Source organism: Pseudomonas sp. PA27(2017) (assembly GCF_001945445.1).
In the GTDB taxonomy this organism is placed as follows: domain Bacteria; phylum Pseudomonadota; class Gammaproteobacteria; order Pseudomonadales; family Pseudomonadaceae; genus Aquipseudomonas.
Genome location: NZ_MSXW01000005.1, coordinates 32,269 through 47,332 on the forward strand (window position 1 = coordinate 32,269; position 15,064 = coordinate 47,332).

At 63.6% G+C, this 15,064-nt stretch carries 10 protein-coding genes; 7 read left to right on the forward strand and 3 right to left on the reverse strand.

Translation table 11 applies throughout. The features are described 5' to 3' along the window. Positions 1–2: 2 nt before the first annotated feature. Together BVH06_RS01905 and BVH06_RS01910 are read right to left on the reverse strand one after the other, a co-directional pair. Positions 3–1,229 (reverse strand): RtcB family protein, encoded by a 1,227-nt coding sequence (locus BVH06_RS01905; RefSeq protein WP_075932992.1) that lies wholly within the window; start codon positions 1,227–1,229, stop codon positions 3–5. A gap of 4 nt (positions 1,230–1,233) precedes the next feature. Beyond that, complete coding sequence (locus BVH06_RS01910; protein ID WP_075929261.1) at positions 1,234–1,623, reverse strand: zinc-ribbon domain-containing protein; 390 nt, start codon at positions 1,621–1,623, stop codon at positions 1,234–1,236. A gap of 276 nt (positions 1,624–1,899) precedes the next feature. Between BVH06_RS01910 and rtcR the strand changes: the two genes are divergently transcribed. The 7 genes from rtcR (at position 1,900) to BVH06_RS01945 (ending at position 12,658) form a co-directional block, all read left to right on the forward strand. After that, positions 1,900–3,504, forward strand: a complete 1,605-nt coding sequence (gene rtcR, locus BVH06_RS01915; protein WP_075932993.1) for an RNA repair transcriptional activator RtcR — start codon at positions 1,900–1,902, stop codon at positions 3,502–3,504. Between the two features lie 195 nt (positions 3,505–3,699). Next, positions 3,700–5,034 carry an NADP-specific glutamate dehydrogenase gene (gdhA, locus tag BVH06_RS01920; RefSeq protein WP_075932994.1) on the forward strand — a complete coding sequence of 445 codons (1,335 nt, stop codon included), beginning with the start codon at positions 3,700–3,702 and terminating at the stop codon, positions 5,032–5,034. Between the two features lie 186 nt (positions 5,035–5,220). Then, positions 5,221–5,685, forward strand: a complete 465-nt coding sequence (locus tag BVH06_RS01925; protein WP_139315540.1) for a hypothetical protein — start codon at positions 5,221–5,223, stop codon at positions 5,683–5,685. Between the two features lie 148 nt (positions 5,686–5,833). Further along, positions 5,834–6,514, forward strand: coding sequence for a Fe2+-dependent dioxygenase (locus BVH06_RS01930; protein WP_075932996.1), 681 nt, complete (start codon positions 5,834–5,836; stop codon positions 6,512–6,514). 2 nt (positions 6,515–6,516) lie between these two features. After that, positions 6,517–7,611 carry an alpha-hydroxy acid oxidase gene (locus BVH06_RS01935; RefSeq protein WP_075932997.1) on the forward strand — a complete coding sequence of 365 codons (1,095 nt, stop codon included), beginning with the start codon at positions 6,517–6,519 and terminating at the stop codon, positions 7,609–7,611. A 143-nt stretch (positions 7,612–7,754) separates the two neighbouring features. Beyond that, positions 7,755–9,977, forward strand: a complete 2,223-nt coding sequence (locus tag BVH06_RS01940; protein ID WP_075932998.1) for a TonB-dependent siderophore receptor — start codon at positions 7,755–7,757, stop codon at positions 9,975–9,977. Between the two features lie 158 nt (positions 9,978–10,135). Beyond that, entirely contained in the window at positions 10,136–12,658 is a 2,523-nt protein-coding gene (locus tag BVH06_RS01945) for a sulfite reductase flavoprotein subunit alpha (RefSeq protein ID WP_075932999.1), read from the forward strand. A gap of 86 nt (positions 12,659–12,744) precedes the next feature. Here BVH06_RS01945 and BVH06_RS01950 read toward each other — a convergent pair whose 3' ends face one another. Beyond that, positions 12,745–14,979 (reverse strand): TonB-dependent receptor domain-containing protein, encoded by a 2,235-nt coding sequence (locus BVH06_RS01950; RefSeq protein WP_075933000.1) that lies wholly within the window; start codon positions 14,977–14,979, stop codon positions 12,745–12,747. Positions 14,980–15,064 lie beyond the last annotated feature (85 nt).

Genomic DNA, 15,064 nt, shown 5'->3' on the forward strand with positions numbered 1-15,064 from the left:
CGCTATCCTTTAACGCACACCACCTGTCGCAGGGTGTGCACCACTTCCACCAGCTCGCGCTGGGCGTCCATTACATGGTCGATGTCCTTGTAGGCCATCGGGATTTCGTCGATCACGTCGGCGTCCTTGCGGCATTCGACGTGGGCCGTGGCCTTGATCTGGTCTGCCACGGTGAACAGCTTCTTGGCCTTGGTGCGGCTCATGGTGCGGCCAGCACCGTGGCTGCAGGAGCAGAACGCCTCCTCGTTACCCAGGCCGCGCACGATGAAACTCTTGGCGCCCATGGAGCCGGGGATGATGCCCAGCTCGCCCTTTTTCGCCGACACCGCGCCTTTGCGGGTTACCAGCACCTCTTCACCGAAGTGACGCTCCTTCTGCACGTAATTGTGGTGGCAGTTCACCGCTTCCAGCGCCACCTCGAACGGCTTGGCGATCACCCCGCGTGCCGCCGTGATCACCGCGTGCATCATCAGCGCGCGGTTCTGCTTGGCGAAGTCCTGGGCCCAGCCCACCGCTTCCACGTAGTCGGCGAAATGCTGGCTGCCTTCCTCGAAGTAGGCCAGGTCACGGTCCGGCAGGTTGGCGATGTGCTGGCGCATATCGGCCTGGGCCAGTTCGATGAACAGGTTGCCGATGGCGTTACCCACGCCGCGCGATCCGCTGTGCAGCATGAACCAGACCCGATTCGCTTCGTCCAGGCACACCTCGACGAAGTGGTTGCCGGTTCCCAGGGTTCCCAGGTGCTTGCGGTTGTTGGTCTTCTCCAGCCGTGGGTACTTGTCGGTGATCGCCTTGAAGCGCTCGCTCAGCGCCGACCAGGCATGGTCAGCCATCTCCGGCACGTTTTCCCAGGCGCCCCGGTCGCGGCCTCCCCGGGTATTGCTACGCCCGTGGGGCACGCCCTTCTCGATGGCGGCGCGCAGGCCGGCCAGGTTGTCCGGCAGGTCGTGGGCCATCAGCGAGGTACGTGCGGCGATCATCCCGCAACCGATGTCCACTCCGACCGCTGCCGGGATGATCGCGCCGACCGTGGGAATCACGCTGCCGATGGTCGAACCCTTACCCAGGTGCACGTCCGGCATCACGGCCAGGTGCTTGAAGATGAAGGGCATCTTCGCGGTGTTCATCAACTGCTGCTTGGCGTCTTCCTCGACCGGAACGCCTTGCGTCCACAGTTTGATCGGCTTGCCGCCCGCGACTTCCAGCAGGTTGTAAGTTTTCTCGCTCATATCGTCATGCTCCTGTTTGCGTTATGGCCCGGTCGGCGTCGGGGCGTTCCCGGCCATCGCGAATCCTTTTGTTCAATCGACAGGCCCGGCAGCGTACTGCCGTGGAAAATACCTGCCCTTTACACACTTCGTACCACCAGCGCTGCTGAGTTGCCGTCCAGATCTGTTCAGCGCCGCAATCGCGGCAGGTGAACGGCAGGTCCTGGTACCAACCGCGCTGGACGAAAAGCGGTTCGTCATAGCTGTTGTAAGTCGCCAGGCTGGGGCGGTAGACCGCAATGCTGCCGGGTGGCGGCATCTGGCATGCAGGCCAGTTGGCCGATGCGGCCTGGCACAGCTTGCGTTTTGCGCGTGCCTCGCGGATTTCCCGGCGGCGTTGTTTGTTGCTTTTCACGGCGTCCTCTCCTGCGCTGCGCGGGTTCTTTCCAGGCCTGGCCGAGCGCTCCGTTATTGCTGATTCAGCTTTTGCGAGCTTGGGGGCATCAGCGATTAGCTCAGGATGGATATAGCGATAGACGTGCCAGTTTTTTAAGAGGTGGCTGTTTATTCTTTAAGCTATTGATATTTATGTATTTTTATCTGTTAAAAGATTCTCATGAAGTGATCGAGGACTAGTTTTGTCTGATGTTTTGGATATTCTGATATCAGGATTTATCTCTATGGATAAACTATGAGAGTAAAGAAAACTGTCGCCATCGGCTTCATCGGCGCCACCCTGGATCGGGTCGGCAAGGGCGCCAATCGCTGGAACAAGTGGCGCCCGAGTATCGGCCTGTGCCAGCAGGCGGATTTGCTGATCGATCGCCTGGAACTGATTCACGGCGTCGATGCGCGCGACATCAGCCTGGCCGAGCGCATTCGCGCCGACATCGAGCAGATCTCCCCGGAAACCGAGGTGCGCCTGCAACCGATGCACCTGCGCAACCCCTGGGATTTCGAAGAGGTGTATGGCGCGCTGCATGATTTCACCAGCGGCTATGCCTTCGATACCGAGCGTGAGGACTACCTGGTGCACATCACCACCGGGACCCACGTGGCGCAGATCTGCTGGTTCCTGCTCACCGAGGCGCGCTACCTGCCGGCGCGGTTGGTGCAGACCTCGCCGGCGCGCAAGCGTGATGAACAGGCGCAGGTCACCGGTACCCATGCGCTGATTGACCTCGACCTGTCGCGGTACGACCGTATCGCCACGCGTTTCCAGCACGAGCGGCTGGAAGGGTTGGCGTTTCTCAAGTCGGGCATCGCCACGCGCAACGCGGCATTCAACCGCTCCATCGAGCAGATCGAGCGGGTTGCCGTGCGTTCCTCGGCACCGATGCTGCTGATCGGCCCGACCGGTGCGGGCAAGTCGTTTCTGGCCCGGCGCGTCTACGAGCTCAAACGTAGTCGCCATCTGGTCGATGGCCGTTTCGTCGAGGTCAACTGCGCGACCCTGCGCGGCGACGGCGCCATGTCGGCGTTGTTCGGTCATACCAAGGGTGCCTTCACTGGTGCCCAGAACGCCCGCGATGGCCTGCTGCGCGCCGCCGATGGCGGCATGTTGTTTCTCGACGAGATCGGCGAACTGGGCCTGGACGAGCAGGCCATGCTGCTCAAGGCCGTCGAGGAAAAACGCTTCTTTCCCATGGGCGCGGACAAGGAGGTGAGCAGCGATTTCCTGCTGATCGCCGGCACCCATCGCGACTTGCGCGCACGGGTCGCCGAAGGGCTGTTTCGTGAAGACCTCTATGCGCGCATCAATCTGTGGACTTTCGAGCTGCCGGGGCTGGCCGGGCGCCGCGAAGACATCGAGCCGAACATCGACTTCGAGCTCGAGCGCCATGCGCGCGAACAGGGGCGAATGGTGCGCTTCAACCTGGAGGCGCGGCGCCGCTACCTGGCCTTCGCCAGCTCCGGCGAAGCCGCCTGGCAGGGCAACTTCCGCGAGCTGTCGGCCTCGATCACGCGCATGGCGACCCTGGCCGACAGCGGCCGCATCGACGAGGCCCAGGTACAGGAAGAGATCGAGCGGCTGCGGCGTGCCTGGGGCGTTCTGGGCGCGGAGGATGACCTGTCGACTCTGCTGGGCGAGGCCGCAGGTGATACCGACCTGTTCGACCGTCTGCAATTGCAGGCGGTGATCGATATCTGTCGGCAGACAGGTAGCCTGTCAGAGGCTGGCAGGCGTTTGTTCGATATCAGCCGCCAGGCCAAGGCGCAGCCCAACGATGCGGATCGCCTGCGCAAGTACCTGGCGCGCTTCGGCTTGAGCTGGCAGTCCATCCGGGAGGAGTGATTTTATGGTGCGCGATGAGGCTGATTTGGTGCGTTGTTTTGGTTTGTGAAAGCCCTGCTTTTGCGAAGCTATTTACAATAAAGCACCAAAAAGTTTCATAAAGGCGTCATTTTGCCCTTTTTAAGGGCATGGCGTTCTTGTTAGAGTCCCGCCACTTTTCATTGCGCGGCGCAGCAAGACGCCAGGGAGTCTGCCATGAGCATGTCCGTCGATCATTTCCTCGAACGCCTGAAACAACGCGATCCTCACCAGCCCGAGTTCCACCAGGCGGTGGAGGAAGTGTTGCGTAGCCTGTGGCCGTTCCTGCAAGCCAACCCGCGTTACCTGGAGGCAGGCATCGTCGAGCGTCTGGTCGAGCCGGAGCGTGCCGTGCTGTTCCGCGTGCCGTGGGTCGATGATGGCGGGCGTGTGCAGGTCAACCGTGGTTTCCGCATCCAGATGAACAGCGCCATAGGCCCGTACAAGGGCGGCCTGCGCTTTCACCCCTCGGTGAACCTGAGCGTGCTCAAGTTCCTGGCCTTCGAGCAGACCCTGAAGAACTCTCTGACCTCGCTGCCCATGGGCGGCGGCAAGGGCGGGGCTGACTTCGACCCCAAGGGCAAGAGCGACGCCGAGGTGATGCGTTTCTGCCAGTCGTTCATGACCGAGCTGTATCGTCACATCGGCGCCAACCTGGATGTGCCGGCCGGTGACATCGGCGTTGGTGGCCGCGAGATCGGTTACCTGTTCGGCCAGTACAAGCGCCTGGCCAACGAGTTCACCTCGGTGCTCACCGGCAAGGGCCTGACCTACGGCGGCAGCCTAATCCGCCCGGAAGCCACCGGCTACGGCTGCGTGTATTTCGCCGAAGAAATGCTCAAGACCCGCGGTCGTAACTTCGATGGCCAGCGCGTGGCCATCTCCGGTTCCGGCAACGTGGCGCAGTACGCCGCGCGCAAGGTCATGGACCTGGGCGGCAAGGTGGTTTCCTTCTCCGATTCCGAAGGCACGCTGTATGTAGAAGAGGGCTTCAGCGAGCAGCATTGGCAGGACGTGATGGCGCTGAAGAACCAGAAGCGTGGCCGCCTGAGCGAACTGGACGGCGGCGCGTTGCGCTTCCAGGCCGGCCAACGCCCCTGGGGCCTGGCGTGCGACATCGCACTGCCCTGCGCGACCCAGAACGAGCTGAACCTCGACGACGCCCGTGCGCTGCTCGGCAATGGCTGCGTGTGCGTGGCCGAGGGCGCCAACATGCCGACCACGTTGGACGCGGTGGACCTGTTCATCGAGCACGGCACCCTGTTCGCCCCGGGCAAGGCCTCCAACGCCGGTGGCGTGGCAGTCAGCGGGCTGGAAATGTCGCAGAACGCCATGCGCCTGCACTGGAGCGAGGGCGAGGTGGACGAGAAGCTGCACGGCATCATGCAGTCCATCCACAACGCTTGCGTGCGTCACGGCGAGGAGAATGGCGGCATCAACTACGTCAAAGGCGCCAACATCGCCGGTTTCGTCAAGGTGGCCGACGCCATGCTGGCCCAAGGCGTGGTCTGACCGCCATACGCGCAGTGGGGCAACCCCGCTGCGCCGCCAACCCCAGCCATCTTGCCGACGGCTGGTCGGCGAGATGCGCTCATTGTCACGACTCGTACATACAAGGTGCCGACAATGCCCTCCCGTCGCGGCGCAGGATGGCGCCGCGCTTGTTGGCAACATCACTGGAACAACAAGAGTCGTGTCATGAAACAGATCCCAGGAATGCTCGAAGGCGCCATGGCGGTTCGCTTCTACCAGAGCGTGCAGGGGCCTTTCCCCATCGAAATCGGTGCCGCGGTGCCAGGCACGAGCATGTCCGCCATCGTCAAACCGACGGCCAGCCCCATCACCCTGGATGCGGCCTGCGAGGAAGACCTCGGCCTGTCGCTGCTCGAGGCCGAGGCCACCGGCCTGGCTGCCGAGAAGGTCTGCGACCAGCTCAACGCTTTCTACGCCGGGCGCCGGGTCAATTGCAGCTGCGCGGCGGAAGTCGAGGCGGTCATCGGGCTATTCCAGGCCGCTGGTGTGGAGCCGGAGTTCTCGCTGTCGACCCTCGACGCCGCGGCGCTGTACCTGCCCGACGCCCCGCCGGGCGACCAGTACCCGGAAAGCGTCGCCCGCGATCTGTTCGTGTTGGCCAAGCCGTTCGAGATGTGGCGTTTGCGCTGATCCGCTGATGACGCTGCTTTTCCTTCCTGGCTACCGCTACGCCTGCTCTGGATTCGGTGCAGGCGTTTATTTTTCATGTGCTGGCTTCTCTCGCTGGATTGTTGCGCCTTAGAATCATTCTCTACTAGGCGTTCGCGAGAGTCCGTTCATGATGTTGACCATCCCCAATGTGCTGGCGCCCGAGCAGCTGCGCCAGTGCCGTGTCGCGCTGGAGCAGGGCGCCTGGCAGGATGGTCGCGGCACGGCCGGGCATGTCGCCCAGCGCGCCAAGGACAACCAGCAACTGGCCCAGGATGATCCGCTGGCGATACAAATCGGCGACTTCATCGTCGATTGCCTGGGTGCCAACCCGCGCTTCGTCGCCGCTGCGCTGCCGCTCAAGGTGTTGCCACCGCGTTTCAACCGCTACGCTGGCGGCGGCACCTATGGCAGCCATGTGGACAACGCCATCTTCAGCGTGCCAGGCACGCCGCACCGGGTGCGCAGCGACCTGTCGGCCACCCTGTTCTTCAGCGAGCCGGATGAATACGACGGCGGCGAGCTGGTGATCGAGGACACCTACGGCAGTCACAGCGTCAAGCTGCCTGCCGGGCACCTGGTGCTGTATCCCGGCACCAGCCTGCACCGGGTGATGCCGGTGACCCGTGGCGTACGCTTTGCCTCGTTCTTCTGGATCCAGAGCCTGGTGCGCGAGGATGGCCAGCGCAGCATGCTGTTCGAGCTGGATCAGGCCATCCAGGGCATCAGCCAGCAGTTGCCGGAAAGCCCCGAGGTGGTTCGCCTGACCGGCGTGTACCACAACCTGTTGCGGCACTGGGCGAACACCTGAGCATGGAAAAGCTGCAGCAGATTCCCCCGAGCATCGCTTCGGTCAGTGATTACCAACCCTACGCCCAGGCGCGCATGAGCGAGCCGGCCTGGGCCTACGTCAACGGTGGCGTGGCCGATGAGCTGACTCTGCAGGCCAACCTGGAGGCGTTCCAGCGCCTGCGTTTGCGCAGCCGAATATTGCGCGACCTGAGCGGTGGGCACACGCGCCGGGAATTGTTCGGGGTGACCCACGATTTTCCGATTCTGCTGGCGCCGGTGGCCTTTCAGAAGCTCGCCCACCCGGACGGCGAACTGGCCACGGTGATGGCCGCCGCCGCTCTGCAGGCCGGGATGATCGTCAGCACCCAGGCCAGCACGAGCCTCGAGGACATCGCCGCTGCGGCCAGCAACCCGCTGTGGTTCCAGTTGTACATCCAGCCCGATCGTGCCTTCACCGAAGCCTTGGTACGGCGCGCCGAAGCGGCCGGCTATCGCGCGTTGGTACTGACCGTGGATGCGCCGGTCAATGGCGTGCGCAACCGCGAGCAACGTGCCGGCTTCGTGCTGCCGGCCGACGTGCAGGCGGTCAATCTGCAGGGCATGCGCGCGCCCGTCGCGCAGCCGGCGGCAAGCAATGGCGCCCTGCTGCTGGGCGGTAGCCTGCTCGCCGCGGCGCCAACCTGGGCGGACATTCGCTGGCTGCGCTCGATCACCCGCTTGCCGTTGTTGCTCAAGGGCGTGACCGACGTGGAGGACGCCCGCGAGGCGCTGGAGCAGGGCGCGGACGGGCTGATCGTATCCAACCACGGTGGCCGTACGCTCGACGGCATGGCGGCCAGCCTCGACTGCCTGGAGCCGATTGCCGATGCGCTGCAGGGTCGCCTGCCGCTTTTGTTCGACGGTGGCATTCGTCGCGGCACCGACGTTCTCAAGGCCCTCGCCCTTGGCGCCGACGCGGTGCTGATCGGCAGGCCTTACATCCATGGGCTGGCGGCAGCTGGCGCGGCGGGGGTGGCGCATGTCATTCAACTGCTGCGCGCCGAGCTGGAAGTGGCGATGGCCCTGACCGGATGCCGCGACCTGGCGGCCATCGACAAGCGCGTGCTGGCCCGCTGATCGCGGGGCATTTCATTCGAAGAGATTGGTGCTGGAGCAGGCCGGTCGAAACACGGTCGCTATACATACGGATCCGAATGATTATTGTTGTTGCATGATAATAATTATCAATTATTCTTCCCGGCTTTCTGGGGAGACACATCATGCAACACACAAGAAAAACGCTGACCCGCCGTCCACAACCCTGCCTGCTCGCTTCTGCCATCGGCTTCGCCCTGGCCTCCTGTGCCTGCAGCGCCCTGGCCGCCGAAACCGTTACCAAGGCCGGCTCGCTGGAACTGGGCGATGTCCGGATCCAGGCCCAGGAAGCGGAAAGCTCCAAGGTCGAGCAATCCGCCTCCGCGAAGATCAACACGCCGCTGCTGGATACCCCGCAGACCATCACCGTGGTGCCGAAGAAAGTCATCGAGGAACAGCAGGCCCTGAGCCTGCGACAGGTGCTGTCCAACGTATCGGGTATCACCTTCAACGCCGGCGAGGGCGGCGGTGGTTCGGGCGACAGCATCAACATCCGCGGCTTCAGTGCCAATGCCAACATGCAGATCGACGGCCTGCGTGACAGCGCCCAGACCAGCCGTACCGACACGTTCAACATCGATCAGGTCGAGGTCATCAAAGGGCCGAACTCGGTATTCGGTGGCGCCGGCACCACTGGCGGCAGCATCAACGTGATCAGCAAGCAGCCGCAGGAGCGCGCCTTCACCCGCATCGGCGGCAGCGTCGGTACCGACAACTACTACCGCATGACCCTGGACACCAACCAGCCGCTCGACGGTGTGGGCACCGACAGCGCCGTGCGCCTGAACCTGATGGGCCACCAGAACGACGTCGCCGGTCGCGACGAGATCGATCGCGAGCGCTGGGGGATCGCCCCGTCGCTGCGCCTGGGCTTCAGCGAGGCGACCCGGCTGACTCTCAGCCTGCACCATCAGCAAGACGACAACCTGCCCGATTACGGCGTGCCGGCCCTGGATGGCAAGCGCCTGGCCGGTGTCGATCGCGAGGCCTACTTCGGCTGGAAGAACCTCGACAAGGAAGAGATCGAGCAGAGCGCATTCACCGCCAACTTCGAGCACGATTTCAACGACAGCCTGAGCATCCAGAACCTGACCCGCTACAGCCTGGTCAACCGCGACACCACGGTTTCCGCCTCCCACGTCAACACCACCGGTGTGCCGGCCGGCAGCTATCGCCCGGCGGGCCCGCAGGGTTACGGCCGTGACGCCGAGACCGAGATGTGGATCAACCAGACCAACCTCAAGGCCGCCTTCGACACCTTCGGGCTGGCCCACAACCTGGTGGTCGGCGCGGAGATCTCCCGCGAGACCCTCGACCTGCGCACCTACAGTTACAACCTGACGAGCGCGGCGCCTTATCCGATTTTCGATCTCGGCAACCCACCTGGTCACTGGGCCGGCGCCACCAACAAGGCGAACAGCGGCTATACCGAGACCAAGCTGGTCGATAAGGCCATCTACCTGTTCGACACCATCGCGCTCAACGAGCAATGGGACATCAACGGCGGCGTGCGGGTGGACTGGATGGACGGCCAGGCGCGGGCTTTCGACGCCACTCACCAGCCGACCACGCGCTTCGATTTCAATGATCGCAAGGCCAGCAGCCGTCTCGGTCTGGTCTACAAACCGGTGGAAAACGGCCGCTTCTACGTCGCCTGGGGCAACTCCTTCAACCCGTCGGCCGAAAACCTGGCCTCGTCGGGCGGTGGCCTGACCATCGCTACCGCCAACCTCGACCCCGAGAAGAACGAAACCTGGGAACTGGGCACCAAGTGGGAGCTGTTCGAGCGCCGCGTGGAGCTGGACGCCGCGGTGTTCCGTGTGGAGAAGAGCAACGCACGTGAAACCATGTCCGACGGCTCCACGCAACTGGCCGGCAAGCAGCGTGTCGACGGCTTCGAGTTGGGCCTGACCGGCCACGTGACCGAGCAATGGGACGTGTTCGCCAACTACACCTTCCTTGATGGCGAAACCCTCGAGGCCGCCGACACGCCTGCCGGTGCCGCGCGTGAAGGCCAGGCGCTGGGCAACACGCCGCCGCGCTCCTTCAACCTGTGGACCACCTACGAGCTGCCGGCGGGCTGGAGCATCGGCTACGGCGCTCGCTATGTCAGCGAGCGCAACGTGACGTCCAGCACTCGCGCCAAGCTGGACGACTACTGGCTGCACAACGCCATGGTCGGCTACAAGGTCAACGAGAACCTCGACCTGCAGCTCAACGTGAACAACCTGTTCGATGAGGATTATGTCGAGCGCGTGCGTCAGCAGGCCGGTGCCGCGGCACGCTCGTCGGCCATCGAGTATGGCGATGGCCGTTCGGCGCTGCTGTCGGCGACCTACAGCTTCTGACCGGCGCCGCCGAGCCCCGTCGACGCCTGGCGTCGACGGGGCTTTTGCCTGTGTGGCGGTCGGCTGGTTGTAAAAGGCGAGTAAATATCGAGCATTTCGAATGCTTCTCATCTAGAGTCGCGCGGCTTTCAGTCGTGTCCATCTGCTGAGTGTTAATCGTGTTCAAGAAAGTCTTGTTCCAACTGCACTGGTTTTTCGGCATCACCGCCGGGCTGGTGCTGGCCCTGATGGGCGTGACCGGCGCGCTGTACAGCTTTCAGGAAGAGATCCTGCTGGCGATCAACCCCGAGATGGCGGTGAACGCTCAGGCGGGTGAAGTGCTGCCACCGGGCGAAATGGTCGAGCGCTTGCAGGCTCAGGGGCTCAGCGTATCCGGGCTCTACGTGGACACCGAGGGCGGCCAACCGACGCGGGTGTTCCTGACCCCGCCGCCCGGCGAGCGGCGGGGCGGCATACGCTTCGTCGACCCTTACAGCGCCCAATCCCTGGGTGAGCCGCGGGGCCTGCAGTTCTTCGGCCTGATGTTGCAGCTGCATCGCTTTCTCGCCATGGGCCAGAGCGGCCGGCAGATTACCGGCGCCTGCACCATCGCCCTGGTGTTCTTCTGCCTGTCCGGGCTTTACCTGCGCTGGCCGCGCAAGGTGTGGAGTTGGCGCGCCTGGCTGACGTTCGATTGGGCCAAGAAGGGCCGCGCCTTCAATTGGGACTTGCACGCGGTGGTCGGCACCTGGTGCCTGCCACTGTACCTGTGTGCGGCGCTGACCGGGCTGTATTGGTCCTACGACTGGTACCGCAGTGGTCTGGAAAGCCTGCTCAGCGACAAACCCCGGGTTGCTGGCGAAGAGCGCGGTCGCCGCGGGCCACCACCCGAAGGGCAAGCAATGCCGCCGGTGAACTACGCAAACCTCTGGCAGGGCATCCAGCGTACGGCCGGGGACCGGCTTGGCGTTTACAGCCTGCAGTTGCCCAATGCGGCCGGCCAGCCGGCGCGGGTATTCTTCATGCTGCGCGACGCCGAGCACACCCGCGCCTTCGACCAGATGCAGCTCGACCCGCTGACCGGCGAGGCGAAACAGGTCGAGCGTTACGCTGACAAGTCGTTCAAGGCGCGGTTGCTGGCCAGTGTTTACGCCTTGCATACCGGCGAATATTTCGGCATGACCGGGCGCATCCTGATGATGGTCGCCAGCATGCTGATGCCGCTGTTCTTCGTCACCGGCCTGCTGCTGTACCTGGACCGTCGCCGCAAGAAGCGCGCAGCGCTGGCTGCTCGACAGGCACTTGTAGGGGGCGAGGGCGGGGAGCCCTGGCTGGTGGGCTTCGCCAGCCAGAGCGGTTTTGCCGAACAATTGGCCTGGCAAACCGCCGGGCAGTTGCAGGCCGCCGGCATGGCGGTGGAAGTGCAGCCGCTGGCGCGTATCGACACCGCCAGGCTCAGCGCCACACCCCGCGCTTTGCTGGTGCTCAGCACCTTTGGCGACGGCGAGGCGCCGGACAGCGCCCGCGGTGCAGAGCGTCAGTGGCTGACGGCAACGCTGGATCTGCCTGGCCTGCGCTATGCGGTGCTGGCCCTGGGGGATCACCAGTACACGCAGTTCTGCGGCTTCGCCCGGCGCCTCGACGACTGGCTGGCCAGCCGCGGTGCGCAGCGCCTGGGCGAGCGTATCGAGGTGGATGGTGACGATCAGCAGGCGCTACAGCATTGGCAGCGGCAGCTAGCCGAGCTGACCGGCGTGCAGCCTCTGGCCGTGCAGCAGGTGCCGTTCGATGGCTGGGGGCTGCGTGAGCGTATCTGCCTGAACCCGGGCAGCCAGGGCGCGGGAACCTGGCTGGTTGGCTTGCAGCCGCCGGCCGGTGCCCAGTGGCAGGCGGGCGATATCTTGGAAATCCTCCCGCGCAACGGTGAAGCGCAGGTGCAGTGCTGGTTGCAAGCCCACGGTTTGCAGGCGCTGGCGTCCGTCGTCATCGAACCGCTGGGCCATACGCTGGCTGAGGCATTGGCCGCTCGCCAGTTGCCGTACAGCGTCAGTCATCTGGTCGGCCTGCATGCTCAGGCGCTGCTCGAGGCGCTGGTGCCTCTGCCGAGCCGCGAATACTCGATTGCCTCGCTGCGCGAAGATGGCGTGCTGGAGCTGATCGTGCGTCAGCAGTACCTGGCCAATGGCGAACTGGGCGCCGGTTCCGGCTGGCTGACCGAGCACCTGCCGATGGGCGCGCAGTTGCTGGCGCGGGTACGCCGTAACAGTGGTTTCCATGCCCCTGAAGATGATCGCCCGCTGATCCTGATCGGCAATGGCACCGGGCTCGCTGGCCTGCGCAGCCTGCTCAAGGCGCGCATCGCCGCCGGGCACGCGCGCAACTGGCTGTTGTTCGGCGAGCGCAATGCCGAGCATGACTTCTACTGCCGTGACGAGTTGCAGGCCTGGTTCGAAGGCGGGCAGTTGCAGCGACTGGATCTGGCCTTTTCACGCGACCAGGCTCAGCGGCTCTATGTGCAGGATCGCCTGCGCGAGGCGGCCGATGAACTGCGGGCGTGGATTGCAGGTGGTGCCGCCGTCTACGTATGCGGCAGTTTGCAGGGAATGGCCGGTGGCGTGGACCGAGTGCTGCGAGAGGTACTGAGTGACGATGCCGTCGACGAGTTGCTCGAGCAGGGCCGCTATCGGCGCGATGTCTATTAAGGCTTAGGCCGACAGTTGTCGGCGCTAATGCCCGGAACGAAGGGGCCGTCACGGGGCCTGCGATGGCTCCGTGACGGCACCTTAGGTTAGAAGGTGATATTGGCCGAAAGCCAAAGGCGCCGGCCTTCTTCCAGGGTACCCGTGGTGGACTGAGCCGTCTGAATGTACTCGGATGCCCAGGCCGTGGTGCCAGTGTTGGTGGTGTACAGCTTGCCTTTGGCGAAGTCCTTGTCGAAGGCGTTGTACAGCGTCGCGTTGAGGGTGAGGTTGTCCGTGGCACGGTACGAGCCGCCGAGATGGAAGACCTGATAGGCCTTCAGGTCGCCAACCTGATCCTGTACCGCACGGTTGGCGGCGGTTAGGTTTTCGTAGCGGTCGGTGAAGCGTGCCCGCTCGCCGCGGTATTCACCCTTGAACCACAGCGTCAGGCGCTCATTGGCCAACCAACTGAGGCGGGCATGGGCCATGTGCTCGGGCGTGTTGGTCAGCGGGGCGCCCTTGTTGTCACCGCTTTTCTGCTCGCTGTCGGTGTAGGTGTAGTTCATGGCCAGCGTCCACGAGGGCACGAACTCCCAGCGCCCGGCCAGCTCGAGGCCCTTGGTCTGAGCCTTGCCCACGTTGATGCTTTGCGAGAAATCCGCCTGGGTGAAGGCAGAGCCGTAACTGACGCAGCCCGGTTGATTCGGATCGATGGCGGAGAAGCAGTTGGGGATCGGCGATCCATCGTCGATCTTGTCCTCGAATTTGTTGTGGAACAGCGTGGCATTGGCATCGAAGCCTGCATGGCTGTCGTAGTAAACGCCGAACTCGGTATTGGTCGTGATTTCCGGTTCGAGATCGGGGCTGCCGATGGTGATACGTGCCCCCTGCGAGGTGACGCCATTGATGCCGTCATGCAACTGATTCAGCGTCGGCGTCTTGTAACCTCTGCTGACGCCGCCCTTCATCGTCCAGTTGTCGGTGGTGTTCCATACCAGATACGCCCTTGGGCTCACATGGCCTCCGAACGCTTCGTGGTCTTCATAGCGGGCGCCGAGGGTGAGTGCCAGGTCATCACGCAGGCGCCATTCGTCCTCGATGAAAAGCGCCCATGAGGTCTGCTGGAATTTCTCGCTGGCGATACCGTCCTCGACTTCGGCGTCCCAGTATTGGCCGCCGATGGTGGCGGTGTGGGCGTCCCCGATGGGGCTGACCAGCTTGGTGTCGAATATGAGGTCGGTGGACTTCAGCGTGCGGTCGTTGCCGCCGACGATCCTCGGGTAGCCGGTGTAGGCGACGCCAAGGCGGCCAGGTACGGTGCGGCCGATAGTTTCGGTGGTGTTGTGGCTCAAGCTGCTGTCCAGGGTGCCGAAGCTGAAGCGCCCGGTATGGATGAGGGCGACCTGTTCGCGTTCGAAGCGCAGTTCATCCTTGTAGCCGTTGATGGTGGTGGGAGCATCCGTGGTGCATCCCTGAGTGGCACTGCCTCCGCTCTTGCCGTCGAGGTTGCCGAGCTGGCAGTTGTCGTTGTTGTACACCTGGCGCGCTCTGTCGACATCCACGGAAAAATCATGATCTTCGTTGGGGGTGAGCGTCAGGCGCGCGCCCAGCGTGGTGTTCCGACCCTCCACGGGCGATGCGCCGCGCTTGCTGACGGTGCTGCCATTGTCGAAGGTCAGGTCGGACTCTTCACGGTTGTGGAAGCTGCCACGTAATGTCAGGCCGAGCAGGTTCTCGACCAGCGGCCCGCTTGTGTACAGGCTGGTGCTGCTGGCGGCGCCGTAGTCGCTGTTTTCCTGCAGCGTGTGATCCACGCTCAGGGATGTACCCCATTGATCACTCACTTTGCGGGTGATGATATTGACCACGCCACCCATTGCATCAGAACCGTAAAGGGTCGACATCGGGCCGCGGATCACTTCGATGCGGTCGATGGCCGACATCGGTGGCATGAAGCTGGTCGAGGTCTCATTGAAACCATTGGGGGTGACGTTGCCCGCCGTGTTTTGCCGGCGGCCATCGATGAGAATCAAGGTGTAGTCGCTGGGCAGGCCGCGAATGCTGATGTCCAACCCTCCCGTCTTGCCGGTGCCCTGGCGCACATCCACGCCTTCGACATCTTCGAGGGCTTGGGCCAGGTTGGCATAGCGTTTCTGTTGCAGGTCTTGCTGGCTGATCACGCTGATGCTGGCGGGGGCTTCGGCCACTTTCTGCTCGAACCCGGAAGCCGAGACCACCACGTTGTCGAGGACCATGGGCTCGTTGGCCTGGGCGGTAGCGCTTAGCGTGCCGGCGAAGGTGATGGCAGTGGCCAGCAAGGAGCGGCGGGAAGGGCTGTGCATCGTATTCATCCTGAGTGGTTATGCGAATTCCGCTCGGGATGATAATTATTGTTAGTTGAACTTGGTTCTCAGTTGATCGTAACCG